The following is a 25,704-nucleotide window of genomic DNA, read 5'->3' on the forward strand; positions in this document are numbered from 1 at the left end:
GGGGAGTGACACGGTGATGGGCACGGCGGAGCGGCGCGGGGCGCCCGAAGAGAGTGCGACGGCGCGCGGTACAGCGCTGCGGGGCCCCGGGATACCGGATCGTGACATTGCGGAGAGCGGACGGGGGGAGGACCGGCGCGACGGCACCGGGAGTGCGACCGGCACCGCACAAGAGCGGGCCGTCTACCGGCCGTTGTGGGTCGACGAGCCCGCGCGCCGACGCCGGCTGCCCGACCCGGTGCGTAAGGCGGCGGTGCGCGCGGTCCTCGTCATCGCGGTGACACTGCTTCAGGCGATGGTGGCGTTCCTTTGCACCCTCGCCGGTTCCTGGCTGGCCTTCCCGATGGTGATCAGCAGTGTGGTCAGCACCGTGGTGGCCACCTGGGCCGCGCTGGACGTCTGGGTGACCCGGCAGGTGTGGAACCAGCGTTACGGCGTGGTGTCGGCGCCCAGCAGCACCGCGCGGGCGCTGCGCCGTGAGCGCCGCCGCGCGCGACGGCAGGTCCGGGCCACCGAGCGGGCGCAGGAGCGGATACGCCGGCAGGGCGGCACCGGACAGCTGTCCCACCCCTGAGGCGCCTCGCTCCCGGCGCCCTCAAGGGGCGTTGGGAGCCGGCCGTTTGAACATCCGGGTGGCCGTGATCTCGCTGTGCACGGCCTCTCCCGTCCGGGGCTGCTGGGGCAGTCCCGGACGCAGATGCTCCTCCACGCTGATGTACTTCAGGCCCGCCCGGAGGTCGGCGTCGTTGCGCAGCCGGATGACCAGCGGGAACTCCGCCAGCGCCGTCGTGTCGAACAGGCCGGTGGTGTACAGCAGTTGCACCCCGAGCGCGTCCGACACGGCCCGCTGGAGCTCCAGCAGGTAGGTGGCGTTGGCGCGGCCGATGGGGTTGTCGAGGAACAGGGTGCCGGCGTGCCGGTGCTTGTCCCGGCCCCGGTCGTTGGAGCGCAGGGCCGCCATCGTGCAGTACAGGGCGATGGCCGCGGTCAGCAGCTGACCGCCGGAGAACACGTCGCCCATCTGCCCGACGGGCACCCGCTCGGCGCGCAGCACGGCGTCCGGCTTCAGGATCTCGACGGCGACCCCCTTGGGCTGGAGGGCGGCGCCCACCCCCCGCAGCAGCAGTGACATGCCGTCACGCCGCAGGTCGGAGTTCTTCTTCACGGCCGCGCGGGTCGCCTCGTCGATGACCTCGCCGAGGCGCTCGGTGAGGGTGGCCTGGTCGGGTTCCTCGAAGCGGATGCGCAGGAACTCCTGGCCGGACCACTCGCCGAGCCCCTCGGGCAGGCGGGAGAGCCGCTGGGCCGAGCGCAGGGTCGCGAGGGCGGACTCGACGAGCCCGCGCAGCCGGTCCACGATCGAGTCCCGGTTGCGCTCCAGCTGCTCCAACTCGTCCGTCAGCACCCGCAGTCGGGGCGCGAAGGCGTCCGCCCACTTCTGGGCGTGCTCCGGCAGGGCGGAGGCGGGCAGCTCGCGGATCTGCTGGCGAGCGGGCGTGCGGACCTGCTCGTAGCGGGTGGAGTTGGCGTGCCGGACGAGCACATCGCTCGCTTCGCGTACTGCGGACTCGGCGGCGGAGAGGTCGGCGGCGCAGCCGCGCAGCGAGCGGCGGGCCTCGGCGGCCGACTGCCGGGCCTCTTCCAGGCTGCCGGGGTAGGGCTCCGGGGCTTCCTGTTCCTCCTCGGTGACGTGCTCGCGCAGCAGGTCGCGGAGCATCGCGGCGACCTCGTCGAAGCCGCCGGCCGCGTCCTCGGCTGCGCGGTGCGCGTCGAGCAGTTCGGTGTGTGCCTCGCGGGCCTGCGCCAAGGCCTCGGTGCGGGAGGCGAGTTCGGCGGCGGCCGTGCGCAGCAGCGCCTGGGCGTGCTCGGCGTCGCGCGGCTGGAGCTCCTCGGTCAGCTCGGTGTGGGCCTCGCCGTCCTCGGGCGCGTGCCGCTCGGCCTCGCCGCGCAGCCGCCCGAGTTGCTCACTGGCCGTGGACACCCGGGTCTCCAGGAGTTGCACCAGTTCCTCAGCGCGGGCGGCGGCCGCCTGCCGGGACGGCCCGTCGGATCCGTCGGGCGACCGGAGCAGCTGCTCGGCGCGCGTACGCACCTTGTTGCTGAGCCGGTCCAGCTCGGCCCGGGCCGCGCTCTCGTCGCTCTCCGCGCGTGCCTGCTCGGCCCGGAGGTCGGCACCGACACCGACCTTCTCGTAGAGCTGGGAGGCGGCCCGGTAGGCCTCGCGGAGGGCGGGCAGGGACGACTTGGGCGCGTCCGTGTCGTCGTCCGGTACGTCGTCGGGGGCGCCGGCGATCTCCGAGCGCTCGGCGCGCAGCGCACGCGCGGTGCGGCGGGCGTCGTCGGCGGCACGCTGGGCGGCGCGGCGGTCCTCGTCCGCGGCGCGGGCGCGCTCCAGGCAGACCTGGGCCCGGGCCTCCGACTCGGTGGCCTCGTCGGCGAGTTCCCGCAGTTTGACCTGCCAGCCCGCCCGTTCACGCAGCCGGAAGGCGAGCCCCGCCAGGGCGTCGGCGGCGCGCCGGGCCTTCTGCGCGGTCTCCTGCCTCTCGTCGCGCACCCGGGCGGCCTCGGTGGCGGCCTCCTCCGTCTCCGCCCGCGCGGTACGCGCCTCGGCCAGTTCGGCCTCCGCCTCCTCGGCGAACGCGCGCGCCTCGTCGGCTGCCCGCGCCAGTTCGGTGAGCCGCCCGGCGGGACAGCCGGTGCGCCAGGAGGCGAGCCGGGCGGACAGCTCCCGGTCCTTGCCGAGCCGTGCCGCGAGCCGGCGGATGTCCTCGTCCCGTTCGGTGGCCCGCGCGCGCAGCGCCTGCCGTTCCTCGTCGGCGGCGTGCTCGTCGTGCATGGCCGGGTTCGGCGGTACGAGGAACACGTCTCCGGGCTGCGCGCCGGCGGCCGGGGTCGGCGCGAGCAGGGCGGCGGCCGTACCGACCGCGACGGCCGAGCGCGGCAGCAGCGCGGCGTCGTCGAGGGCCTCACGCGCGCGTGCGTGCGAGGCCGGGTCGGTGATGATCACGCCGTCGACCAGCTCGGGGCGGGCGGCCAGCACGCGCGCGTGGTCGGCGGGGTCGACGGCCTGGGCGAGATAGCGCCAGCCGGGCAGGGCGGGGATGCCGTGTTCGCCGAGGAACTCGACGGTGGCCAGCACGTCCGGGCCGGGCGGCAGCAGCCCGCCGTCACCGAGTGCGCCGAGGATGCGGGAGTCGTCGGCGGCGGCGGTGCGCAGCTCGAAGAGCTGCCGTTCCGCGGAGGAGACGGCGTCGTCGAGGAGTGCGCGCAGGTCGTCGGCGCAGCGGTCGAGGTCCTCTGGGGTGAGGGGGATGTCGCCGGACTCGCCGTCGTGGCGGGGCTGCGGAATGGGCCCGCGGGAGGGTCCGCCGGTCACGCCGAGCAGCTCCGCCAGCCGCTCCTCGCCCGCCAGTGCTTCGGCGAGCCGGCGCTCCGCCTCGTAGGACCGCCTGGCGGCCGTCGCCGCGTCCGCCGCGCGAGCCGCGGTCAGCTCGGCGCGGGACTCGGCGGAGGCCGCTTCGCGGGCGAGGTCGGCGGCCCTGCGGGACGCCTCGCGGGCGGTGTCCCAGGCGGCCACGGCCGTCTTCTCGGCGTCGCTGGCGGCGAGGGCCGCGCGCGCGGGGTCGGCGTCGGGCGCGCTGTCGTCCAGCCAGCCCGCGCGGACCGCCTCGGCGGTCTCCTGTTCGACCTCGGTGAGGCGCTGGCGCAGGTGCCCGATCTCGCTGCGGGCGCGCTGTGCCTCGGTGGCGGCGGAGGTGGAGTCCCGGTGCGCGCTCTCGCCGGCCTCCTGAAGGGCCGCCGAGCGTTCCTCCTCCTCGTTGGCGAGGGACTCGGCGCTCTCGGCGGCCGCGTGCAGTGCCCGTACGAGGCCGACGGCGGCCTTGGCGCGGGCGGCGAGGGCCGGAGCGGCGTCCCGCTCGGCCTCCTGGATCGCGGCGGACACCCGCGCGACGCGGTCGGAGGCGGCGCGGTGGCGCAGGACGGCCTCGGCGGCCTGCCAGGCGGAGTGCAGGGTGCGGGCGTCGGCGAGTTCGCGTTTCTGCGCGGCGGCGGACTTCTCGGCGGCGGCGAGCGCCAGGGAGGCGTGCCGGAAGGCGAGTTCGGCGGCGATCAGCGCGCTGCGCTCGCGTGCGCCCTCGGACTGGGTGACGGTGTGGGCGGCGGCCGTGACCCGCTGGGCGAGGTCGGCGGCCCGCAACCGCTCCTGGACGCCCCGCGCGGACAGCCTGCGTGCCAGGGTGCGGGTTCGCCGCTCGGCCGCGGTGTGGATGTCACGCGCACGCGCGCGTGCCTCCGCGGCCTCGACGATCCGTCCGAGCAGGTCCACCGAGCCGGCGGTGAAGTCCCGCTCGGCGATCAGCTCGGCGCGCCGGCCGAGCTTGTTGCCGAATCCGCTGACGAGGTCGGCGAGTCCGTCGGTGTCCCGGGTGTCCGTGACCGCGCGCAGCAGCAGGTCGGTGAAGTCGGAGTCCTTCTTGACCGCGAAGAGGCCGGCGGCCTCGCCCTCGTCGGCGTTCATCTCCCGCTGGTAGCGGAAGAGTTCGGGGTCGAGGCCGAGTTCGGTGAGGTGCTCGACCCAGCGGTCGTGGATCTCCTCCCAGTGCACCTCCAGGTGCGGATAGGCCTTCCCCGCCTCGGTGAGGGCGTCCCGGAACCCCTTCATGGTGCGCCGTCGCCCGTGCGCCCCGGAGGCTCCCTCGACGGGCGGCCGTACGGCGGTGGACTCGGCGACGGGCAGGTTGTCGAGGCTGAGCCCGGGGCCCGGCCGGAAGGAGTACCAGGCCTCCGCGAATTTCCGCGGGTCGTTGGAGACCTGACGGCCGCGCCACTCGCTCGCCTTGCCCACCACGACGCACTCGCCGGTCAGTACGTGCTGCCACTCCAGGGCCACGTGGCCGCAGTCGTCGGCGAGCAGGAACTTGCGCAGCACACCGGAGCTGGCACCGCCGAGGGTGTTGCGGTGGCCCGGCAGCATCACCGAGAAGATCAGTTTGAGCAGGACGGACTTGCCGCCGCCGTTCTCCAGGAAGAGGACGCCGGCGGGGGCGGGCCGGCGCGGCGGGCCGACGGGCTCCTCCTCGAAGAACTCCGCCTGCGTGGGGGCGGGGTCGGGCACGACGTCGCCGACGCCCCTCAGGTCAAGCACGGTGTCGGCGTAGCGCGCACCGGCGGGCCCGATGGAGTAGAGGCGGACCCGGGACAGCTCGTACATGGCGGACTCTCGTAAGTCTTCGGCAGATCAGGGGGTGAGGGGCGCTGGAGGCGTCAGGAGTGGAACGGCAGCCCGGCATCGGCCACCAGTTCCAGGTCGTCGGCCTCCTCGGGGGGCAGAAGCGTCGGCGTGCCGTCGGTGACCGGGACGACGCCCAGTTCCAGTAGTTCGGCCAGGGCGGCGCTGCCGGCCATGTCGCGCACCTGGAGCTGGTAGCGGGCCGTCGTCCGGTACGTCCCTCCGTTGTCGTCGCCGGTGCGCTGGAGGAAGCCGGAGTCGGTGAGGAAGGCGACGGCCTTGCCGACGATGCCGGTGGTCGAGCCGGCGAGCCGGCGGGCGTCCTTGGTGGCGCCGGCGGCGCTGCGTCTGGCCCAGACGCGCCAGGCGGTCTCCAGGCCTGGCGCGTCGGTGGCCGGGTCGGTGTTCTCGCCCTGTTCCGCCGCCCGCTCCTCCAGCCGGCGGCAGGCCTGGCGGACGAAGGCGTCGACGCCGTTGACGCTGACGCGTCCGATGTACCCGTCGTCGGCCAGGTCCTCGGGCCGCGGGAACGCCATCGCGGCGACCGCGAGATGGGCGAGGCCGTGCAGGAAGCGGTCGCCGCCGTCGGCGGAGGTACGACGCGCGTAGTCCCCCATCCGGACGGCGAACACCGAGTCCTCGGCGGCGGTCACGGCCATTCCGGCGCGCGGGGAGACCTCCAGCACGATCAGCCCGAGCCCGGCGGCGACGGCGTCGGCGAGCCGGGCGAACGCCGGGTCCTCGCGGTGGCGGCGCAGCAGCTCGGCGTACTCCTGGTCGCGCGCGGGCTGCAGCTTGGGCTGGAGTCCGAAGGCGACGAGCCGCGCCGCGTCGGCGGCGTCGGCGGGGGTGACGGCGGTGTTCGCCGCCGGGGCGGGGGCCTCCGTGTCGCTCCACTCGACGTGCTCGGTCACGGCTTCGGCTCCTTGGTGTTCGTGTGCTTTCGGTGACCGGTCCGGCTCATGCCGCCTCCGTGCGGTCCGCCGCCATCCCCGCGGCGTCCAGCAGCGCGGTGCCGACTATCAGATCGGCTCCGCCGAACTCGGGGTCGTCCAGCTCTGTCCCGTCGTCCACGGCGAACAGCAGCTTCTCCTCGCCCTGGCGGTAGGCCGTCCCGACGGCCGGGCTCGCGGCATGGACCGCCAGCAAGGCCACCAGATACGGCAGTTCGAGGTCACCGGTGCGCCGCGCCTGAGCCAGCAGCCCCGACAGCCGTCGGGGTGCGTCCGCCGGCAGATCGAGCAACTCCTTGGCGGCCGCGAGTTGTTCCTCGCTGAACCGGCTGTCGTCGGGGGTCGCGACGAGGTCGGGCTCGGGCATCTCCGCCCCCAGGTGCTCGCGCTCCACCGGTGGTGTCAGCAGCAGGTCGACCAGGTCGCCGACGCGAACGGCCGCGGGGGTGCGCAGTCCGGTCCCGCGTGCGAAGAAGGCGTCGGTGACCCGGACCGCCCGCTCGAGCGGCAACGGGAGCAGGGGCGCCACGAGATGGCCGTAGAGGTCTGTCCCCGAGGACGTCATGGGGGTGGCGAAGGCCTGCCGGTCCTGTTCCGCGCGGAACAGCGGGCCGGCCTCCAGCAGCCGGGACTGCAGCTGTGTGTGGCGGCGGATGCAGTCCTTGACGATGTCGACGAGTTCGGCGGCGCGCCGCTTGTTCTCGGCGTCCTCGATCTCGTCACGCGCTCTGCGGATGTTGGTGAGGATCGCGTTCTCGTGGCGGTAGCGGTCGGCGACGTGGTCGAGGGCCTCGGCGATCATGTCGGGGACGGCGCTCAGCCAGTCCACCGCGCGGACGTTGCGCCGGGTCGCGTCCAGGGCCCTGCGGAGGGTCTCCGAGTACTGCACGGTGCGGTAGCGGGCCTGCTCGGCGGCGAGTTGGGCGTCGGCCAGGCGGCCGCGGCGGATGAGGACCTCCAGCTTGACCTCGGCGGCGATCTGCGCGCTGGTGACGTCGGTGTCGAGGGCTCCGACGAGGACGTTGACCGCCTCGTCCGTGGTCCTCAGGAAGACCGTGCCGCCGTGACCGGGGACTTCCTCGACCAGTTTGAAGTCGTAGTCGCGGCGCACATAGGTGCCGTCGGACGCGAAGGTGCCGTACACGGCGCGGAAGCCGCGGTCGACGCTGCCGACGTTGATCAGGTTCTCCAGGACCCAGCGGGCCACACGCTCGTGCTCGGCGACCGGCCGCCGGGGTGCCTGGGCGGCGATGCGCGGGATGAGGCGGGCCACGATCTGGTCGTGGTCGGCGCCGGTGTCGAAGTCCATGTTCAGGGTGACGAGGTCGATCGCGGCGAGGGCGATCTCCGCCATGCCGTACACCGAGTACTCACCGGCGAGGTTGGCCTTGCGCGCGTCGAGGTCGTGGATGGGCGCGGTGCAGGCCAGCGCGCGCAGGCGCCGCGCCAGCCCCTCGTCGGCGGCCGGGCCCGGCGCGGGGCGCGGACCCGCGCCGATCTGGGGCGGAACACGGTCCGTCGATGCAGGCGAAGTCACGGTGCACAGAGTAGGTCCTCGGTCTGACATCGACCCAAACGACCGCAGATGCGTCCGCCGCCCCGAGGCCGGCTGACGGCGTACGCCACCTGCGGGAAAGCCACGGGATGCCGCCCGTCGTGAGGCCGCGCGGCGGCCTCAGTCGTCGCCCCTGCCCGCGGTCTCCTCTCCCACCCGCCGCCGGTACACCTCGACGACGCGCTCCAGCGAGTCCCGGAGGTACACCTCGAGCAGCTTCTCCGCTTCACCCCTGTCGCCCGCCTCCAGGGCCTGGAGGATCTGGCGGTTGCGCATGAGGTACGGCTCGTGCAGCCGCCGCGGGTCGTCGACGACGTGGAAGGCGAGGCGCAGCTCGGCGAAGACGCTGCGCATCAGTTCGTCGGTACGGGCGCTGCCGGCCAGGGCGACGAGTTCGTGGTGGAAGTGGATGTTGGCGGTACCCACCGCTTTCCAGTCATCCTCGACCGCCGCCACCTGCCCCTCCGTGACGGCCCCGCGGAGGGCCTGCAGGCGGTACGGCGGCTCCCCCAGTCCCCGGACGACGGCGCACTCGACGAGCGCGCGCGTGCGGTAGATGTCCTCGACGTCCTCGACGGTCAGAACCCGCACGAACACGCCCCGGTTCAGCTCGTGGACGAGCAGACGCTCATGCGTGAGCAGCCGGAACGCCTCGCGGAGCGTGTTGCGCGAGACACCGAGCGCCCCGCCGATGCTGTCCTCGGACAGACGCGTCCCCGGGGGGAAGAACCCGTCGGCGATACGGCCCCTGAGGATGTCCGAAACCCGCTCGGCCGTACTGGTGCGCCCCAGGAGGGCGCGATCGTCGGCCAGTCCCGCCAGTTGCTCTGCCATGCCCGAATTCAACCGCAGAACACGAGAACGAAACAACACGGGTATTGAAGGATCGTTCAACGATCCTCTACCTTCCTTTCATGGCGGCGCCCCGTCCCCCACACCGGGTGACGCCCGCCACCGCACGGCACTGCTCACTCCCAGCCCTCCGTCATCCCTCTGTGAGGTGCCCCATGAGCACGACCCCACCACCCCAGGCCCCTGCCACCCCCGCGCGCCCGGCCGGCGCCGGACACGTCACCGACGACGGGGCGTTCGCCTGGCTGCGCGCCCTCGGCCCGCGCGGCAGGCAGGCGTTCGCCGGCGCGTTCGGCGGCTACGCCCTCGACTCCTACGACTACTTCACGCTGCCGCTGAGCATGGTCGCGCTGGCGTCGTACTTCGGCCTGGACAGCGGCCAGACCGGTCTCTTCACCACCGTCACGCTGGTCGTGTCCGCGGTCGGCGGCGCCGTCGCGGGCGTGGTCGCCGACCGGTTCGGCCGGGTCAGGGCCCTGATGATCACAGTGATCACGTACGCCGTGTTCACCGTCGCCTGCGGCTTCGCGCCGAACTACGAGACACTGCTCGTCTTCCGCGCCCTGCAGGGCCTCGGCTTCGGCGGCGAGTGGGCCGTCGGCGCCATCCTGGTCGCCGAGTACGCGAGCGCGAGGCACCGGGGCCGTACTCTCGGCGCGATCCAGAGCTCGTGGGCCGTCGGCTGGGGCCTCGCGGCTCTCGCGTACACGCTGGTCTTCTCGTTCTTCGGCGACGACATGGCCTGGCGCGTGATGTTCTGGACCGGTGCCCTGCCCGCGCTGCTCGTGGTGTGGATGCGACGCCGGGTGAAGGACGCGCCGGAGGCCGCCGCAGCGCGCGAGCGGCACACCGGCAAGGGATCGTTCCCGGCCATCTTCAAGGGCCCGCTGCTGCGCACGACGCTCTTCGCCGGGCTGTTGTCGACCGGCGTGCAGGGCGGCTACTACACCCTGGCGACCTGGGTGCCGACGTACCTGAAGTCGGAGCGGGGCCTGTCGGTGGTCGGCACGGGCGGCTACCTGACGTTCCTGATCTCGGGCGCCTTCCTGGGCTACCTCACCGGCGGCTATCTCACCGACCGGCTGGGCCGGCGCCGCAACATCTGGCTGTTCGCCCTGCTGTCGGCGGTCTGCATCCTGGCGTACGCGAACATCCCCGACGGCGCCAACACCCTGCTCCTGGTCCTCGGTTTCCCGCTCGGGTTCTGCATGTCGGCGATCTTCAGCGGCTTCGGGTCCTTCCTCAGCGAGCTGTACCCGACGGCCGTCCGCGGTACCGGGCAGGGCTTCACGTACAACACCGGCCGCGCCGTGGGCGCCGTCTTCCCCACGACGGTCGGCTATCTGGCCGACAGCTGGGGTGTGGGCGGCGCGCTGGTGTTCGGCGCGATCGGCTACGGAATCGCCGCCCTGGCGCTGCTGGGGCTGCCGGAGACGCGCGGGAAGGAACTGGAGTGAACCGTCCCCTCACCGAGGACCGCCCCGTGGCCCTCGTCGACGAGCACGCGCACGCGTGGAGCCCCGAAACCGCCCGGGCCCGTTTCCGGGAGGGCCTCGCGGGTCCCACGGCCGGGGTCGCGGCCGGCCACACCCAGGTCAACCTGATCTCGGTGCCCGCGGACTGGGCGTACGACATGCTGCTGTTCTGCCAGCGCAACCCGAAGCCGTGTCCGGTGCTCGACGTCACGGACGCCGGTTCGTGGACGACCGTGCTGGCCGAGGGGGCCGACCTGCGGACCGATCTGCCGCGGTACCGGGTGTGGCGGGACGGGCAGCTCGTGGACGAGCCGACGGACGCGCGCGCGTACTGGCGCGAGGACCTGGTGTCGTTCCTCATCGGCTGCAGCTTCACCTTCGAGTGGGCACTCGCCGGGGCGGGCGTCCCGATCCGCCACCTCGAGCAGGGGCGCAACGTCCCGATGTACGTGACGAACCGTCAGTGCCGTCCCGCGGGGCGGCTGCACGGGCCGATGGTGGTGTCGATGCGTCCGGTGCCGCCGGAGCACCTGTCGGCCGCCATCCGGGAGAGCAGTCTGCTCCCGGCGGTGCACGGCAGCCCCGTACACTGCGGCGATCCGTCGGGACTGGGCATCGACGACCTCGGCCGGCCCGACTTCGGCGACCCGGTGGACGCCGGACCGGACGACATCCCGGTCTTCTGGGCCTGCGGGGTGACCCCGCAGGCCGCGGTGATGGCCTCACGCCCGCCGTTCGCCCTCACCCACGCCCCTGGGCAGATGCTGATCACCGACGCCCGCGACGAGCAGTACCGCGTGGCCTGAGCGGGAGACACTGGAATCACCGGGAAGGAACAGGAAGGCAACCATGACCGCGATCGATCTGAACGCCGACCTCGGCGAGGGCTTCGGCCGATGGCTGCTCACCGACGACGAGCAGCTGCTGTCCGTCGTCAGCAGCGCCAATGTGGCCTGCGGCTTCCACGCCGGGGACGCGGCCACCATGCGACGGGTGTGCGCGCTGGCGGCCGAGCGGGGCGTGACGATCGGCGCCCAGGTCTCCTACCGGGACCTGGCGGGGTTCGGGCGGCGCGCCATGGACGTGCCGCCCGCCGAGCTGGCCGCCGAGGTGGCCTACCAGATCGGCGCCCTGGAGGTCTTCGCCCGTGCGGCGGGCGCGCGCGTGGCGTACGTCAAACCGCACGGCGCGCTCTACAACCGGGTCGTGCACGACGAGGAGCAGGCGGGCGCGGTGGTCGACGGGGTACGCCTCGCCGGCGCCTCGCTGCCCGTGCTGGGGCTGCCCGGCTCGCGTCTGCTGGACCTGGCCGCCGAGGCGGGTCTGCCGGCCGTCACGGAGGCGTTCGCGGACCGTGCGTACACCGAGCAGGGCACGCTCGTGCCGCGCGGCCGGACCGGGGCCGTGCTCACCGATCCGGACGCCGTCGTCGAGCGGTCGGTGGGGCTGGCCCTCTCCGGCACGGTCACCTCCCTCACCGGCGCGAACATCGAGGTACGCGCGCGTTCCCTGTGCCTGCACGGCGACACGCCCGGCGCGGTGGAGCTGGCCCGCCGGGTCCGGCGGAGGCTGGAGGAGTCGGGCGTACGGGTGGAGGCATTCGCATGAGCATGCGGGTGATGCCCTTCGGCGAGGACGCCCTCCTCGTCGAGGTGGCCTCGGGCAGCGAGGCCGAGGCCCTCCACGCGGAGCTGCTGCGCCGCCGCGCCGCCGGACTGCTCAGGGTCCGCGAGATCGTTCCGGCGGCCCGGACGGTGCTCCTTGACGGGGTCGACGACCCGGCCCGTCTGATGTCCGAACTGGCCGCGGCCGACATCCCGTCCGCTCCCGCGAGGTCGGGCGAGGTGATCGAACTACGGGTGCGCTACGACGGCCCCGACCTCGCCGACGTCGCCGCCCACTGGGGCGTCACCGAGGAGGAGGCGGCCCGTATCCACGCGGGCACCGAGTTCCGGGTCGCGTTCTGCGGCTTCGCCCCCGGCTTCGGCTACCTCACCGGCCTGCCCCCGCGCTACGACGTCCCCCGCCGGGCCACCCCGCGCACCCGGGTCCCGGCAGGCTCGGTGGCGCTGGCCGGACCGTACACGGGCGTGTACCCGCGTTCGTCGCCGGGCGGCTGGCAGCTGATCGGCAGCACGGATGCCGTTCTGTGGGACCACGCGCGCGTACCGGCCGCGCTGCTGTCCCCGGGCACGCGCGTGCGCTTCGTCGCGGTGGGACCGGCGAGCCCGGCGGAACCTGCGGCAGAACCACCGAAGCCACCGGCGGAACCGGCGGGTGCCTCGTGACGGACCGTGCTCTCTCCGTCGTCCGCGCCGGGGCGCTCACCACGGTGCAGGACCGGGGGCGTCCGGGCCACGCCCACCTCGGTATCCCCCGCTCCGGCGCGCTGGACGCCCCCGCGGCGGCCCTCGTCAACCGGCTCGTCGGCAATCCGCCCGGGGCGGCCGTTCTGGAGACCACCGTCACCGGCTGTGCCGTGCGGCCCCGTTCCGCGGTCACCGTGGCGGTCGGCGGCGCGCCCTGCCCCGTCGCGGTGGACGGACGTCCGGCCGCCTGGGGCGGGCCCGTGCGGGTGCCCGCCGGGTCGGTGCTGGACGTCGGTCCCGCCGTGAGCGGGCTGCGCAGTTACGTGGCGGTGTCCGGCGGCATCGCCGTCGAACCCGTCCTCGGGAGCCGCTCCACGGACCTGCTCTCGGGCCTCGGGCCCGTTCCCCTCGCGGTCGGCGCGGTGCTGCCCCTGGGCCCCGAACCCGCCGTGCACACCTACGTGGACCTCGCCCCGCAGGCCGCTCCTCCGGCCGAACTCGTCCTGCGGGTCACCCTCGGCCCGCGCGACGACTGGTTCACCCCGGCCGCCGTCGACGTCTTCGCCACGCACGCGTACCGGGTGTCGTCCGCGAGCAACCGCATCGGCCTGCGCACCGAAGGGCCCGTCCTGGAGCGGCTCCTGACCGACGAGCTGGCCAGCGAGGGCATGGTCCTGGGCGCCGTACAGGTGCCGCCCGACGGCCGGCCGCTCGTCTTCCTCGCGGACCATCCGACCACCGGGGGCTACCCGGTGATCGGGGTCGTCCGCGCGGCCGACCTCCCGGCCGCGGCCCAGGCCGTACCGGGAACGCCGGTCCGGTTCGTCGTACGCCGACGCTGACCCCGCGGCGAGCAAGCCGCCGTGCGTGACCCGCCGGCATCCGGCGGTGATCAGGCGACCTCCGGCCGTGGTTCCGGCGCCGACAGGGCGGCCAGTGCCGCCGACACCGCCGCGGACGCCCGCAGGTCGAGCCGGGAGCTCGTCCCGCGCGCGCGGTGCCGCATCTCGTCGGCGGCCAGCGTGAGCAGCTGCGGCAGCAGGTCGGTGCAGCGCCGGGCCACCCAGCCGGTGCCCGCCGTCGCCAGCCACCACAGGCTCGCCGAGGCCGTCGGTACCGGGAACTCCGGTTCCGGCGAGGGCGCGGGACCGGTGGCGAGGCCCGCCTCCGTCAGCAGCGCGTGGAAACGCACCGCCAGCTGCCGGTGTCCCCGCTCGCCGGGGTGGAGCCGGTCGGCGCTCCACATCGCCCGGTCCGTCAGCCAGGCGCCCTCGGCCGCGTGCAGGTGGACGGCCCCGTACCGCTCGGACAGTGCGTGGACGACGGCGTTGACCGCGCGCTGCCGCCGGGCCAGCGGACGGGCCAGGGCTCCCGGCAGCCCGAGCATGGCGCCCGGGTCGGGCAGGCACGCGGTCAGCAGCACCGCGCCCTGCTCGGCGAACGCGGCGTACACCGAGTCGAGCCGGGCGGCGACGGCGTGGATGTCGAAGGTGCAGCGCAGGGTGTCGTTCACACCCACCACGACGGAGACGATGTCGGGCCGCAGCTCCAGCCCGGCCGGGAGCTGCCGTTCCAGCACGTCCCGGGTCTGCGCCCCGCTGACCGCGAGGTTGGTGAATTCCACGGGCTTCGGGACCGACGGCTGGGTGAGCCCGTCGGCGAGCAGCGCGGCCCAGCCGCGCCACCCGTCTCCCGCCGGGTCGCCCACCCCCTCGGTGAGCGAATCCCCCAGGGCGACGAAACGGACGCGTCTCATCCCAGGCCTCCGGGCACGAAAGGACGAACCGGTACCGTCGTGACGTCATCGTCGGAACGCTCCGCCCCCGTCGCCACGCGCGCGTCACGACGTTCCCGTCCCGTCGCCTCGTGGGCATCCCGGACGTCATGGGCGTCACAGGTGTCACGGATGTCATACGCATCGTGCGCGTCGTGCGCCGCGAGAAACGCCTCCACCGACGCCTCCCACCCGAAACACTCCGCACGCGCGCGTGCCTCTCCCCGCCGCTCCGCCCGGGAACGCGTCAGAAGATGCTCGACCGCGTCCGCGAACGCCGCCCCGCGGTCGGCCGCGACCGCTCCCGCCGCCCCGATGACCTCGGGCAGCGCCGACGAGGCGCTCACGACCACCGGCGTCCCGCAGGCCATCGCCTCGAGCGCGGCCAGTCCGAACGTCTCCGCGGGCCCCGGCGCCAGGCACACGTCGGCGGAGGCCTGCAGCGCGCCCAGGGCTTCCCGGTCGGCGACGTGCCCCAGGAAGGTCACGGGCAGTCCCCGCTCCCGGGCCCGCTGCTCCAGCCTGGGCCGCAGTGGGCCGTCCCCGGCGACGACGAGCACCGCCGGTACCCCGCGCCCGACCAACGCCTCCAGGGCGTCCAGGGCCGTACCGGGCCGCTTCTCCACGGACATCCGGGTGCACGTCACCAGCAGCACCTGGTCCGCGCGCGCGTACCGGGCGCGCAGCCCGGCGTCGTACAGCGCCGGATGCCGCTCGACGAGGTCGACGCCGAGCGGCGCCCGCACCACGTTCCGCGCGCCGATCCGGACGAACTCCCGCTCGGCGAACTCGGTGGTGCACACCACGCGCGCGTACGTGTGCGCCGTACGGATGTTGAGCGCGTCGGCGGTCCGCCGGGCGGCGCCCTCAGGCAGGCCCCAGGTGCGCAGCACGCCGTCGGCGGTCTCGTGCGAGACCATCACGGCGGGGACCCGGGCGCGCCGCGCCCACTTGCCGGTCCACCGCAGCGTCGTACGGTCGGAGACCTCCAGGCGGTCGGGCGCGAGGTCCTCGAGGAGGCGGGCGACGCGCCGCTTGTCGGTGAGGACGCGGTAGCCGCCGGTGCCGGGCAGCAGCGGACCGGGCAGGGTGATCACCCGGCCCTGTTCCGTCTCACGGACGCTCGTGCGCTCGCCGGGCACGATCAGCACGGACTCGTGGCCGGCCGCCCGGTAGCCCTTGCCCAGTTCGCGCAGTGCGGTGCGCAGTCCGCCGGAGGCGGGGGCGACGAAGTTGGCCAGCCTGACGATCCGCAGCGACTGCCGGCCCGACTGCCCGCTCATGCCGCCACCACCAGCTGACGTGCGGCCAGCACGTCCTCGTAGTGTCCGATGAGCTGGTCGCCGACGGCGGCCCAGGTGCGGCCCTCGACCATGGCGCGCCCGGCGGCGCCGTGGACCCGGCGCAGGGCGGGATCGGCGGCCAGAGTGCCCACCGCGTCCCGTACGGCGGCCGCGTCGCGCGGCGGGACGAGCAGGCCGGTGCGTCCGTGGGCGACGAGGTCCAGGGGGCCGCCCGCGGCGGGGGCGACGACCGGCACGCCGCTGGCCATGGCCTCCTGCACGGTCTGGCAGAACGTCTCGAACGGGCCGGTGTGCGCGAAGACGTCCAGGGAGGCGAAGATCCGGGCGAGTTCGTCCCCGGTGCGCCGGCCGAGGAAGACCGCGCCGGGCAGGGCCTCGTCCAGGTGCGGGCGGCTGGGCCCGTCGCCGACCACCACGACCCGCACACCGGGCAGGCCGCAGGCCCCGGCGAGCAGTTCGACCTGCTTCTCCGGGGCGAGGCGGCCCACGTAGCCGACGATCACCTCGCCGTTCGGGGCGAGTTCACGGCGCAGCGCCTCGTCACGGAGTTCGGGGCGGAAGCGGGCGGTGTCGACGCCCCGCGCCCACAGCTTGACCCGGGGGACTCCGTGGGTCTCCAGGTCGTGCCGGGCGGCGGTGGAGGGGGCGAGGGTGAGGTCGGCGGCGGCGTGCACGGAGCGGATGCGCCGCCAGGCGGCCGCCTCGCCCGCGTGCACATAGGTGCGGGCGTATCCGGCCAGGTCGGTCTGGTAGACGGCGACGGCGGGGATGCCGAGCCGGGCCGCGGCGGCCATGCCGCGCACGCCGAGGATGAAGGGGCTGGCCAGATGGACCATGTCGGCCTGGTGTTCGACGATGGCCGCGGCGACGCGTCGGCTGGGGAGGGCGACGCGGACCTGGGGGTAGCCCGGGAGCGGGAGGGAGGGGACACGGACGACGGGGCACGGCGCCGAGGCGTCGGGTCCGGTACCGGCCGCGGTGGCCGGCGCGACGACGAGCGGAAGGTGACCGCGATCTACGAGGTGCCGGGCGGTCTGGAACGCGCAGTGGGCCACGCCGTTCACGTCGGGGGGAAAGGATTCGGTCACGATGACGACACGCATACCGGTGTTGTCGCCGCCTTGGACGTGGCCGCGTCAACGTGGATCTTTCCGAACGACAAACGTCCCGTGAGCGTTGCGCTGCGTACGCCGGCGCACGCCCCGGGCGTCGGCCACCGACCGCACACCGGGTCACGCGCCGAGGCGACGCCGTCCGCCCGCCAGGCCGACAACAGCACACACCCGCAGGTCGGACGCCGTCCAGGCGCGTCCGACCCGCCGGTCATCCCGTGTTCACCCAGCGGGCACGCGTCGCCCTCTCCGAGTGCAGCCGGCTCCCCAACGGCTACAACCGGTTCCCGGCCTGACTACATCGCGGACGCCGCGTCCGGCCCGATCCGGCTCCGTACGGCCGTCTGGACCTCCGCCTCCTCGGCCGGATCGGCGGCGAGCCTGCGCAGCCGTTCCACGACCCGCGCGTCTCCGGTCTCGGCGTGCCGGGCGGCGATCTCGCGGGTGGCCTCCTCGCAGTCCCACAGGCATTCGACGGCGAAGCCCGCGGCGAAGGAGGGGTCGGTGGCGGCGAGGGCGCGGGCGCAGCGCCCGCGCAGATGCGATGAGGCCGTCTCGCGGTAGATGTGGCGCAGCACGGGGGCCGCGCAGACGATGCCCAGGCGTCCGGCGCCGTCGACGAGGGTCCACAGGGTCGGCGCGTCGCAGCCTTCGCCGCGCACGGCCTCGCGCAGGGCGCCGAGGACGAGGTCGCTGTCCTTGGTGCCGCCCCGGCAGGCGAGCATGCGGCCCGCGGCGGCGCCCAGGGCGTCGGGCCGGTGGGCCCAGCCGCGGGCGCGGTCGACGGCGGCGATGCTGCGCATGCGTTCGAAGGCGTCGACGGCGGCCTCCACGACGGCCGTGGAGCCGGCGACCACGGCCTGCTCGATCAGGAGCAGGGCATCGGGATCGTTGCAGTCGGCGAGATAGCGCAGGGCGGTGCACCGGGCACCGTCGGTGCCGTCCTTGGCGGCCTGCACGATCTCCGGACGGTCCTCGGGGCCCGCCACGGCGACGAGACAGCGGGCGGCGGGGACGTGGAGGGCCGCGCCGCGTTCCAGTCCTTGCTGGGCCCACTCGAACACGGCCCGCACGCTCCAGCCGGGGCGTGGCCCGGTGGGACTCATCTGCCGCTGCCATCGGTCGAAGCAGCCGGCTTCCTGAGCGGTACGCACGCGTGTGGCGACGTATTCGCGGGGATCGTCGGCCCACAGCCGCCAGGGACGTGGCTCGAAAGCGTCCCTCACGGCCACGGCGAGTTCGGCCTCGCCCTCGGCATCGGTGGCGAACCGCGCGAGCACCGGGGTGGCGAGCGCGCGCAGCCCGGCGTCGTCGTCGCGCAGTGCGAGCTCGTCCAGCGCCCAGGCCCAGTTGGCACCTGAGGCGGCGTACCTGCGCAGCAGTTCGAGGGCGTCCCGCCTGCCGTAGGACGCCAGATGACCCAGGACGGCCAGGGCGAGGCCCGTGCGGGACTCCTCGGTGTCGAGGGCGTCCTCGACGTCGAAGAGGTGTGCCTCGATCTCGTCCAGCTCGCCGTCGAGGTCGAGGAAGAGCCGGGCGTAGTAGAGGGAGCGGTTCTCCACCTGCCAGTCGTGGCGGGGATCGCGCAGCACACAGTGGTTCAGCGCCGCGAGCGCTTCGGCGCGCGGGGCGGTGAGCGCGTGCAGCGTGCCGTCGCCGCGCCCCCTCTGCAGGAGGCCGAGCAGCGTACCGCTGGGCGCTATGACCGGATCGAACATGGGAAACAGCCTCACATCAAGCGTCGACGCAACCGGGGACGTGCATTACCTGGCCGCGTGACAACACGTCGGGGCGCCCGCCGTTTCCTGCTTGCTGTAGACCATCTTCCTCTGCCTCTCGTCGGTGGCCCATGCGGACCGCGTCACGGCCCGCGCGGTGCGGCAACACCTGCCCAGCCATCGCGTCCGTGAATCACGTCGTCATGATGACCCGGCTGTTCTACCTGCCGCGACCGAAATTTCCGGCGGCCTTGTACCGCCTCCCCCGTGGTCGTTGATTTACCTGGTCAGGAACTTCGTATCACCTGCTCAGGAGCCGTCGGCTCAATGCACGCCGAACAGCTCCAGGAGCTCCGCCCTCGCGAACATCCGGGCCGTGTCGACGGCCGAGGGGGTGCCCGCGGCCGGGTCGGCGCCCGCCTCCAGAAGGACTCTGATCACGTCCGTCTCACCCTTGAAGGCGGCCCCGGCGAGCGGGGTCTGGCCGCGGTCGTTGATCCGGCCGGCCTCGGCGCCGCGGGCGAGCAGGGCCCGGACCGCGTCGGCGTGGCCGTGGTAGGCGGCGAGCATCACCAGACTGTCGCCGCGGTCGTTGGTGAGGTTGGCCGGCACGCCCGCGTCGACGTACGCCACGAGCTCGTCCGTCCGCCCCTGGCGGGCCAGATCGAAGATCTTGGTCGCCAGCTCCACGACCTCGGGGTCGGGGGCTTCAGTCATCGGCCTTGACCGCCTCTCGCTCACGCCTCACTACAACCGTTCAGGTGAATCGTCAGCGTACTGGCTCGTCGCGCACATGGGTGGTCCTGTCCGAGGCAAAGATCACGAAGAGACCCGTTCGACGCAATTCTCCTGCTCAGGCGACCTGGCAGACCCACAACCGTACGGGTGAAATCACCATAATTTCGCCCATTTGCACCTTTAATCGTATGGATACATCCTGTGATCCTGGAAGTACTCATGGTGACTGTCCCCACGAACCAGGAGATCCCCCATGATCCTGTCCATCTCAGGTGTCGTCCTGCTCGGCATCATCGTCTTCCTGTTCTTCCGCAAGGACGGGCTCAAGGCGTCGCACGCCTGCGTCTCGGCCCTGTTCGGCTTCTACCTGGCGAGCACGGCCATCGCCCCGAGCATCAAGGCGGGCGGCGAGAGCCTGGCCGGTCTGCTCGGCGGCATCAAGTTCTGACGCCGCCCGCCTCGCCGCCCGCCCCTTCCGTACGCACTTCCAGGAGACTGCAGTGGCCCGGCGCCCCCTTCCCCGCATCCTGAGCACAGGCAGCGCGCAGATCGCCCGGAGCCGGGAGCTGGCCCGGACGGCGGCCGACAGCGCCACCGACGTCCTCCATCCGCTGATCACGATCACCCGCGGACTGCGCCGGCTGGCCTCGGCCGGGCGGCGCAAGTGGGCCGAGACCCCCAAGGACCGGCGCGGGCCGCTGCTGTTCCTGGCGGCCTCGGTGATCCTGGTCGTGGCACTCGTGCCGTACGGTCCGCTGCTCGCCGTCATCGCGCTGATGGCGGCGGCGGCCTGGCAGGGCCGGGACCGCACCCCACCGGATCCCGAAGGCCCCGACGAGTCGCAGACCCAGCGGCTCCAGTCGCTGTACGAGGCTCTGGTCCCGTACTTCTCGACGGCCGAGGACCCGGCTCCCCTCTACGTCCACGGCGGCGAGTGGGACAAGGCCTTCCCGGCGTACGAGTTCGACGACTCGGGCCGGATCACCCATCTGGTGATCCGGTACCCGGCCTACTTCCCGGACGGCGAGGCCGAACCCCGCGCGCGGATCGAGCAACTGCTGACCGCGAAGTCGGGTCGCGGCCGCGAGTACCTCTTCGCCTGGGACGAGGAGGGCAACGAACTGACGGTCCGCGTCCTCGCCCCGCTCCCCACCGACATCGCGGCCCAGCACTTCGTCACCGCCCCCGGCGAGACGGTCCTGGGTTTCACCGACCCCAGCCGGGTCCAGCGCACCCTCCCCCTCACCTACGGTGAGGAACAGCGCGACGTCCCGCCGGTCGTCTGGCGCACCGGCGTCCGCTCCACCGAGCCGCACCTGCTGGTGGTCGGCCAGCCCGGCACCGGAACCTCGACCCTCCTGCGCTCCCTCGCCCTCCAGGCCCTCCGGCACGGCGACATCCTGATCGTCGAGGGCGGCGGCACCGGCGAATACGCCTGCCTCACCGGCCGGGACGGCGTCCTGGGCGTCGAGGCCGGCCTGGCCGGGGCGCTGGCCAGCCTGGAGTGGGCGGCGCACGAGACGGAGCGCCGGCTGATCGCGGCGAACCACGCGCGTCAGGCGGGCCGGACGCCGCCCGACGACACCAGGCGCCCGCTGTGGATCCTCCTCGACCGCCCCAGCGCCTTCACCCACCTGGCGCAGACGGACGGCCGCCAGGACCCGCAGTCCCTGCTCCAGGTCCCCCTGCGGCACGGCCGCGCGGCCTCGGTGACGGTGGTCGTGGCGGAACAGTTCGACTGCCTGGACGTCCTCAGCGACGCCGTACTGCAGCACACACGCGCGCGTGTCGTGCTGGGGCCCGCCTCGGCGGGCCGGGTGGCGAGCGTCCTCGGTGCCCCGCCGCACACCACACCCGTCGACCAGGTCCCGCCGGGGCGCGGATACGCCCGGCTGGGCTCGGGCCCGGTGCACCGGCTCCAGGTGCCCGCGACCCCCGATCCTTACGACGACGCCACGAGCGACACCGACCGGCAGGCGGTACTGGACCTCCTGCCGCCGCGGACGACCGAGGCCGACGCGGAGACGGCGTCCCTGCCGGTGCCGATGGAGGCGGCGGTCGCGGAGTAGCGGCGCCGAAGGCGGCGGGACGGGCGGACTTTCCGGTCCGCCCGCCCGCCGTCCGCACTTTCCGTGCCGCACCCGTCCGCCGGGGATTACGGGACAGCCCTCAGGCGACGAACGTGCGCGGCGCCTCGCCGCCCGCCGTCCCGCCGCTCTCCACGATCCGCGCCGCCGCGGCCAGCCGCGCCGCGGCCTCCTCCGCCACCGCGCCGCCCACCGTGAACGGCAGCCGCACATACCCCTCGAAGGCGCCGTCGACCCCGAACCGCGGCCCCGAGGGCACCCGCACCCCGACCCGCTCCCCCGCCTCGGCGAGCCGCGACCCGGACAGGCCCCCGGCCCGCACCCACAGCGTCAGCCCGCCCTTCGGAACGGCGAACTCCCAGTCGGGCAGCTCCCGCCGCACCGCCGCCACCAGCGCGTCCCGGTTGTCCCGGGCCTGCGCCCGCCGCAGCTCGACCGCCTGCTCCCAACCGCCGGTGCTGAACAGCCAGTTCACGGCGAGCTGCTCGAGGACGGGCGTGCCGAGGTCGGCGTACGCCCGGGCCGCGACCAGGCTGCGGATCACGTCCGGGGCGGCTCGTACCCAGCCGATGCGCATGCCGGCCCAGAAGGCCTTGCTCGCGGAACCGACCGTGATCACCGTCGACCCGGCGGGGTCGAACCCGCACACGGGCCGCGGCATCGCCGCTCCCCCGGCGTCGTCGTCGAGCCACAGCTCGCTCATCGTCTCGTCGGCGACCAGCACGGTCCCCGCCGAGCGCGCGGCCTCCACCAGCCGCCGCCGCTGGTCCTCGTCGGCGAGGGCGCCGGTCGGGTTGTGGAAGTCGGCGACGACGTACGCGATCCGCGGCGCCGCCTCGCGCAGCACCTGACGCCAGCGGTCCAGGTCCCATCCGGAGAGCCCCTCGGCCATGGCGACGGGCACCAGCCGGGCGCCCGCCTCCCGCATGAGCTGGAGGATGTTGGCGTAGGAGGGCGACTCGACGGCGATGCGCTCGCCGCGTCCGCCGAACAGATGGCAGATCGCGTCGATGGCGCCCATCGCACCGGTCGTCACCATGATCTGCTCGGGCATGGTCGGGATCCCGCGCGCGGTGTACCGGTCGGCGATCATGGCGCGCAGCGCCGGCAGCCCCGCAGGGTAGTCGCCGTGCGTGTGGGCATACGGCGGCAGTTCCTCCAGCGCGCCCTGGACGGCGCGGGTGAGCCACGGTTCCGGCGCCGGGAGGGCCGCGCAGCCCAGGTCGATGATCGAGCCGAGCGCCTCGGGCGGCAGCGGTTCCAGGCCGCGCGCGGGAAGCGGGTTGCCGGCCGGGACGGCCGTCCAGCTGCCGGCTCCGCGCCGGGACTCGAGGAAGCCCTCCGCGCGCAGCGCCTCGTAGGCGGCGGCGACGGTCGTACGGCTCACGGAGAGGGCGAGGGCCAGTTCGCGCTCGGCGGGCAGCCGGGCGGCCACCGGGACCCGGCCCTCGAGCACCAGCAGCCGGATGCCGTCGGCGAGCGCCCGGTAGGCGGGCGGGCGGCGCGTGCCCGGTCCCGCCGGACGGTCCTGCTGGGACCGGAGCAGCCGGGCGAGCTGCGCGGCCCCCACCGCTGAGGTCCACTGCGCCATGGTTACCAGTCCACCTTCCGCGAATTGGCCATGGATGACGATTCCTGACAAGCCACAGAGTGTCATGGGTCAGGCCACTACCACCACTGGGGGACCCCTTGCAGACCGGCAGACATCTCGTACGACGGCTGGTCCAGCTGTACGGCGGCCTCACCCTCTACGGCGCCAGCTCGGCCCTCCTCGTCAGAGCGGGCCTGGGCCTTGAGCCCTGGAACGTGCTCCACCAGGGCCTGGCCGAGCGCACCGGCCTGTCGATCGGCACCGTGCTGATCCTCGTGGGCGCGGCGGTGCTGCTTCTTTGGATCCCGCTGCGCCAGCGCCCCGGCCTCGGCACGGTGTCCAACGTCTTCGTCATCGGTGTCGCGATGGACGCCTGCCTCGCTCTGGTGCCCGAGGTGCACTCCCTGGCCGTGGGCGTTCCCCTGATGCTGGCCGGCATCGTGCTGAACGGCGCGGCCACCGGGCTGTACATCGCCGCCCGCTTCGGTCCCGGGCCGCGCGACGGGCTGATGACCGGGCTGCACCGGCGCACCGGCCGCTCGGTCCGCCTTCTGCGGACCGCGATCGAGGTGGCGGTCGTGGTGACCGGTTTCTCCCTCGGCGGCACCGTCGGCGTCGGCACGCTCCTGTACGCGGTGTCGATCGGTCCGCTCGCGCAGTTCTTCCTGCGGGCGTTCGACGTTCCCACGGCATCCGGCAGCAGCACGGTCGTTGCCACCGGGACACCCGGTGGGGTGATACTGCGTCGGTGAGCACCCTCATACGCCACCCCTACCTCGACCATCCGGGGCCCATCCCGTTCGCGCATCGCGGTGGGGCCGCGGACGGCCTGGAGAACACCGTGGCGCAGTTCCGGCGCGCGGTGGACACGGGCTACCGCTACATCGAGACCGATGTGCACGCCACGCGGGACGGCAGGCTCGTCGCCTTCCACGACTCGACGCTGGACCGGGTGACGGACGGCGCGGGCCGTATCGCCGATCTGCCGTGGACGGACGTGGAGCACGCGCGCGTGGGCGGCAGGGAACCGGTGCCGCTCTTCGAGGAACTCCTGGAGACCTTCCCCGACGTGCGCTGGAACGTGGACGTCAAGGCCGAGCCCGCGCTGCACCCCCTGCTCGACCTCATCGGACGCGCGGACGCCTGGGACCGGATCTGCGTCGGGTCGTTCTCCGAGGCCCGGGTGGTGCGCGCGCAGCGGCTGGCCGGGCCGCGCCTCGCGACGTCGTACGGCACCCGGGGAGTGCTCAATCTGCGGCTTCGGTCCTGGGGGGTGCCCGCCGCGCTGCGCGGGTCGGCGGTGGCGGCGCAGGTGCCGGAGTCCCAGTCGGGCATCCAGGTGGTGGACCGGCGGTTCGTGCGCACCGCCCACGCGCGCGGGCTGCAGGTGCACGTGTGGACGATCAACGACGCGGACCGGATGCACCGGCTCCTGGACCTGGGAGTCGATGGCATCATGACCGATCACATCGACACGTTGCGCAAGGTCATGGAGGACCGGGGCGTCTGGGTCTGATCCTCGGGCCCCTCGCCCGCCCGGTACCTCCGGCACGGAAGCGAGGGCACGGGTGAGCACCGACACCCTGGTGGCGAACGCCGCGGACCTGAAGCGCCAGCAGCGCGGCTGGTACTTCTACGACTGGGCGTGCTCCGTCTACTCGACGAGCGTGCTGACCGTGTTCCTGGGTCCCTACCTGACGTCCGTCGCCAAGGAGGCGGCGGACGCAGGCGGATACGTCCACCCCCTGGGCGTGCCGGTGCGCGCGGGCTCCTTCTTCGCGTACTCGGTGTCCCTGTCGGTCATCGTGGCGGTCCTGGTGATGCCCCTGGTCGGCGCGGCCGCGGACCGCACCGGCCGCCGGAAGCCGCTGCTGGCGGCCGCCGCGTACACCGGGGCCGCGGCCACGACCGGCATGTTCCTTCTCGGCGGCGACCGCTATCTGCTGGGCGGGGTGCTGCTGATCGTGGCGAACGCGGCCCAGTCGGTCGCGATGATGCTCTACAACTCCTATCTGCCCCAGATCGCCCCGCCCGAGGAACGCGACGCGGTCTCCTCGCGCGGCTGGGCCTTCGGGTACGCGGCGGGGTCGCTGGTACTGGTCGTGAACCTGGTCCTGTATCTCGCCCACGACTCCTTCGGGGTCTCGGAGTCCATGGCCGTGCGGATCTGCCTGGCCTCGGCGGGGCTGTGGTGGGGCGGTTTCACGGTCGTCCCGTTGCTGAGGCTGCGTGACCGGGGCCGCGACGAACCGGCCGCTCCCGCGGAGGCGACGGCTCCGGGGCTGCGACAACTGGCGGCGACGGTCCGCGACATGCGCCGCCACCCGCTCACCCTCGCCTTCCTTCTCGCGTACCTCATCTACAACGACGGCATCCAGACCGTGATCTCCCAGGCCTCGGTCTACGGCTCGGAGGAGCTCGGTCTCAGCCAGTCCACGCTGATCGTCGCCGTCCTGCTGGTGCAGGTGCTGGCCGTCGCGGGTGCCCTGGGGATGGGGCGGCTGGCCCGGACGTACGGCGCGAAGCGCACGATCCTCGGCTCGCTGGTGGCCTGGACGCTCACCCTGGGCGGCGGGTACTTCCTGCCGGCCGGGGCTCCGGCCGGCTTCTTCCTGCTGGCGGCGGCGATCGGACTGGTCCTGGGCGGCAGCCAGGCGCTGTCCAGGTCGCTGTTCTCGCATCTCGTCCCGCCCGGCAAGGAGGCCGAGTACTTCTCCGCGTACGAGATGAGCGACCGGGGGATGAGCTGGCTCGGTCCGCTGCTGTTCGGGATCACCTACCAGCTCACGGGCAGTTACCGGGACGCGATCATCTCGCTGGTGGCCTTCTTCGTCATCGGGTTCGTGCTGCTCGCGCGGGTCCCCGTGCGGCGGGCGATCGGCCACGCCGGGAATCCGGTGCCTGAGAAGATTTAGCGCTCAGGGCGAAAGGGCGGTAGTGTACGCGTTTGGCCTGCCAGGCGTACCGTTACTGCGCGTCAAAGATGCCGAAACGCTGGGTGACATC

The 25,704-nt window shown here is 73.7% G+C and carries 21 protein-coding genes; 11 read left to right on the forward strand and 10 right to left on the reverse strand.

The genetic code is table 11. The annotated features are described in order from the left end of the window. The first annotated feature begins 16 nt into the window (after positions 1-16). Positions 17-574, forward strand: coding sequence for a hypothetical protein (locus ABT057_RS20660; RefSeq protein ID WP_352344532.1), 558 nt, complete (start codon positions 17-19; stop codon positions 572-574). Between the two features lie 21 nt (positions 575-595). Here ABT057_RS20660 and ABT057_RS20665 read toward each other — a convergent pair whose 3' ends face one another. The 4 genes from ABT057_RS20665 to ABT057_RS20680 all read right to left on the reverse strand — a co-directional run bounded on the left by ABT057_RS20665 (position 596) and on the right by ABT057_RS20680 (position 8,572). Next, positions 596-5,212: a hypothetical protein gene (locus ABT057_RS20665; RefSeq protein ID WP_352344533.1), complete on the reverse strand. Its 4,617-nt coding sequence runs from the start codon at positions 5,210-5,212 to the stop codon at positions 596-598. A 53-nt stretch (positions 5,213-5,265) separates the two neighbouring features. Further along, positions 5,266-6,144, reverse strand: a complete 879-nt coding sequence (locus ABT057_RS20670; protein WP_352344534.1) for a hypothetical protein — start codon at positions 6,142-6,144, stop codon at positions 5,266-5,268. Positions 6,145-6,190: 46 nt separating this feature from the next. After that, positions 6,191-7,720, reverse strand: coding sequence for a hypothetical protein (locus tag ABT057_RS20675; RefSeq protein WP_352344535.1), 1,530 nt, complete (start codon positions 7,718-7,720; stop codon positions 6,191-6,193). 138 nt (positions 7,721-7,858) lie between these two features. Next, complete coding sequence (locus tag ABT057_RS20680) at positions 7,859-8,572, reverse strand: GntR family transcriptional regulator (RefSeq protein WP_352344536.1); 714 nt, start codon at positions 8,570-8,572, stop codon at positions 7,859-7,861. A gap of 173 nt (positions 8,573-8,745) precedes the next feature. Between ABT057_RS20680 and ABT057_RS20685 the strand changes: the two genes are divergently transcribed. Genes ABT057_RS20685 through ABT057_RS20705 form a run of 5 tightly spaced genes read left to right on the forward strand, consistent with a single transcriptional unit; the run spans position 8,746 to position 13,216 of the window. Next, complete coding sequence (locus tag ABT057_RS20685) at positions 8,746-10,047, forward strand: MFS transporter (protein WP_352344537.1); 1,302 nt, start codon at positions 8,746-8,748, stop codon at positions 10,045-10,047. Further along, a complete protein-coding gene (locus ABT057_RS20690) occupies positions 10,044-10,871 on the forward strand; it encodes a putative hydro-lyase (RefSeq protein WP_352344538.1) in 828 nt (275 codons plus the stop codon). The genes ABT057_RS20685 and ABT057_RS20690 overlap by 4 nt, the downstream gene beginning before the upstream one ends. A gap of 43 nt (positions 10,872-10,914) precedes the next feature. Beyond that, the gene (locus ABT057_RS20695) at positions 10,915-11,673 is read left to right on the forward strand and encodes a LamB/YcsF family protein (RefSeq protein ID WP_352344539.1); all 759 of its coding nucleotides are present in this window, start codon (positions 10,915-10,917) and stop codon (positions 11,671-11,673) included. Between the two features lie 2 nt (positions 11,674-11,675). Continuing rightward, on the forward strand, positions 11,676-12,353 hold the full coding sequence (locus ABT057_RS20700) for a 5-oxoprolinase subunit B family protein (RefSeq protein WP_352344760.1): 678 nt from the start codon (positions 11,676-11,678) through the stop codon (positions 12,351-12,353). Further along, positions 12,350-13,216 (forward strand): 5-oxoprolinase subunit C family protein, encoded by an 867-nt coding sequence (locus ABT057_RS20705; RefSeq protein ID WP_352344540.1) that lies wholly within the window; start codon positions 12,350-12,352, stop codon positions 13,214-13,216. Before ABT057_RS20700 ends, ABT057_RS20705 begins: the two co-directional genes overlap by 4 nt. Positions 13,217-13,266: 50 nt before the next feature. Here ABT057_RS20705 and ABT057_RS20710 read toward each other — a convergent pair whose 3' ends face one another. From ABT057_RS20710 to ABT057_RS20730, 5 genes are all read right to left on the reverse strand, one after another. Continuing rightward, positions 13,267-14,130 carry an SGNH/GDSL hydrolase family protein gene (locus ABT057_RS20710; protein WP_352344541.1) on the reverse strand — a complete coding sequence of 288 codons (864 nt, stop codon included), beginning with the start codon at positions 14,128-14,130 and terminating at the stop codon, positions 13,267-13,269. Beyond that, positions 14,127-15,431: a glycosyltransferase gene (locus ABT057_RS20715; protein ID WP_352344542.1), complete on the reverse strand. Its 1,305-nt coding sequence runs from the start codon at positions 15,429-15,431 to the stop codon at positions 14,127-14,129. The genes ABT057_RS20710 and ABT057_RS20715 overlap by 4 nt, the downstream gene beginning before the upstream one ends. Next, positions 15,428-16,555 (reverse strand): glycosyltransferase family 4 protein, encoded by a 1,128-nt coding sequence (locus tag ABT057_RS20720; protein ID WP_352344543.1) that lies wholly within the window; start codon positions 16,553-16,555, stop codon positions 15,428-15,430. The genes ABT057_RS20715 and ABT057_RS20720 overlap by 4 nt, the downstream gene beginning before the upstream one ends. A 305-nt stretch (positions 16,556-16,860) precedes the next feature. Then, entirely contained in the window at positions 16,861-18,282 is a 1,422-nt protein-coding gene (locus tag ABT057_RS20725; protein ID WP_352344544.1) for a HEAT repeat domain-containing protein, read from the reverse strand. A gap of 324 nt (positions 18,283-18,606) precedes the next feature. Then, positions 18,607-18,999, reverse strand: a complete 393-nt coding sequence (locus tag ABT057_RS20730; RefSeq protein ID WP_352344545.1) for an ankyrin repeat domain-containing protein — start codon at positions 18,997-18,999, stop codon at positions 18,607-18,609. Positions 19,000-19,273: 274 nt separating this feature from the next. On the opposite strand from ABT057_RS20730, the gene ABT057_RS20735 reads away from it, so the two are divergent. Both ABT057_RS20735 and ABT057_RS20740 read left to right on the forward strand, forming a co-directional pair. Beyond that, positions 19,274-19,468, forward strand: coding sequence for a hypothetical protein (locus ABT057_RS20735; RefSeq protein WP_133916307.1), 195 nt, complete (start codon positions 19,274-19,276; stop codon positions 19,466-19,468). A 52-nt stretch (positions 19,469-19,520) separates the two neighbouring features. Further along, positions 19,521-21,089, forward strand: a complete 1,569-nt coding sequence (locus tag ABT057_RS20740) for a P-loop NTPase family protein (protein ID WP_352344546.1) — start codon at positions 19,521-19,523, stop codon at positions 21,087-21,089. A gap of 100 nt (positions 21,090-21,189) precedes the next feature. Here ABT057_RS20740 and ABT057_RS20745 read toward each other — a convergent pair whose 3' ends face one another. Continuing rightward, positions 21,190-22,698: an SCO1417 family PLP biosynthesis transcription factor gene (locus ABT057_RS20745; RefSeq protein ID WP_352344547.1), complete on the reverse strand. Its 1,509-nt coding sequence runs from the start codon at positions 22,696-22,698 to the stop codon at positions 21,190-21,192. A gap of 98 nt (positions 22,699-22,796) precedes the next feature. Between ABT057_RS20745 and yczE the strand changes: the two genes are divergently transcribed. From yczE to ABT057_RS20760, 3 genes are read left to right on the forward strand one after another with little or no spacing between them, the layout of a single operon-like run. Then, on the forward strand, positions 22,797-23,450 hold the full coding sequence (gene yczE / locus ABT057_RS20750) for a membrane protein YczE (RefSeq protein WP_352344548.1): 654 nt from the start codon (positions 22,797-22,799) through the stop codon (positions 23,448-23,450). Continuing rightward, positions 23,447-24,214, forward strand: a complete 768-nt coding sequence (locus tag ABT057_RS20755; RefSeq protein ID WP_352344549.1) for a glycerophosphodiester phosphodiesterase family protein — start codon at positions 23,447-23,449, stop codon at positions 24,212-24,214. The genes yczE and ABT057_RS20755 overlap by 4 nt, the downstream gene beginning before the upstream one ends. A 52-nt stretch (positions 24,215-24,266) precedes the next feature. Continuing rightward, positions 24,267-25,613: an MFS transporter gene (locus ABT057_RS20760; protein WP_352344550.1), complete on the forward strand. Its 1,347-nt coding sequence runs from the start codon at positions 24,267-24,269 to the stop codon at positions 25,611-25,613. Positions 25,614-25,704 lie beyond the last annotated feature (91 nt).

It is taken from the genome of Streptomyces sp. NPDC002588 (assembly GCF_040295925.1).
Taxonomy (GTDB): domain Bacteria; phylum Actinomycetota; class Actinomycetes; order Streptomycetales; family Streptomycetaceae; genus Streptomyces.

Coding starts and splice junctions, on each gene's coding strand:
- ABT057_RS20660 (WP_352344532.1), top strand. CDS start 17: ATGGGCACGGCGGAGCGGCGCGGGGCGCCCGAAGAGAGTGCGACGGCG.
- ABT057_RS20665 (WP_352344533.1), bottom strand. CDS start 5,212: ATGTACGAGCTGTCCCGGGTCCGCCTCTACTCCATCGGGCCCGCCGGT.
- ABT057_RS20680 (WP_352344536.1), bottom strand. CDS start 8,572: ATGGCAGAGCAACTGGCGGGACTGGCCGACGATCGCGCCCTCCTGGGG.
- ABT057_RS20685 (WP_352344537.1), top strand. CDS start 8,746: ATGAGCACGACCCCACCACCCCAGGCCCCTGCCACCCCCGCGCGCCCG.
- ABT057_RS20695 (WP_352344539.1), top strand. CDS start 10,915: ATGACCGCGATCGATCTGAACGCCGACCTCGGCGAGGGCTTCGGCCGA.
- ABT057_RS20700 (WP_352344760.1), top strand. CDS start 11,676: ATGCGGGTGATGCCCTTCGGCGAGGACGCCCTCCTCGTCGAGGTGGCC.
- ABT057_RS20710 (WP_352344541.1), bottom strand. CDS start 14,130: ATGAGACGCGTCCGTTTCGTCGCCCTGGGGGATTCGCTCACCGAGGGG.
- ABT057_RS20715 (WP_352344542.1), bottom strand. CDS start 15,431: ATGAGCGGGCAGTCGGGCCGGCAGTCGCTGCGGATCGTCAGGCTGGCC.
- ABT057_RS20720 (WP_352344543.1), bottom strand. CDS start 16,555: ATGCGTGTCGTCATCGTGACCGAATCCTTTCCCCCCGACGTGAACGGC.
- ABT057_RS20725 (WP_352344544.1), bottom strand. CDS start 18,282: ATGTTCGATCCGGTCATAGCGCCCAGCGGTACGCTGCTCGGCCTCCTG.
- ABT057_RS20730 (WP_352344545.1), bottom strand. CDS start 18,999: ATGACTGAAGCCCCCGACCCCGAGGTCGTGGAGCTGGCGACCAAGATC.
- ABT057_RS20735 (WP_133916307.1), top strand. CDS start 19,274: ATGATCCTGTCCATCTCAGGTGTCGTCCTGCTCGGCATCATCGTCTTC.
- ABT057_RS20745 (WP_352344547.1), bottom strand. CDS start 22,698: ATGGCGCAGTGGACCTCAGCGGTGGGGGCCGCGCAGCTCGCCCGGCTG.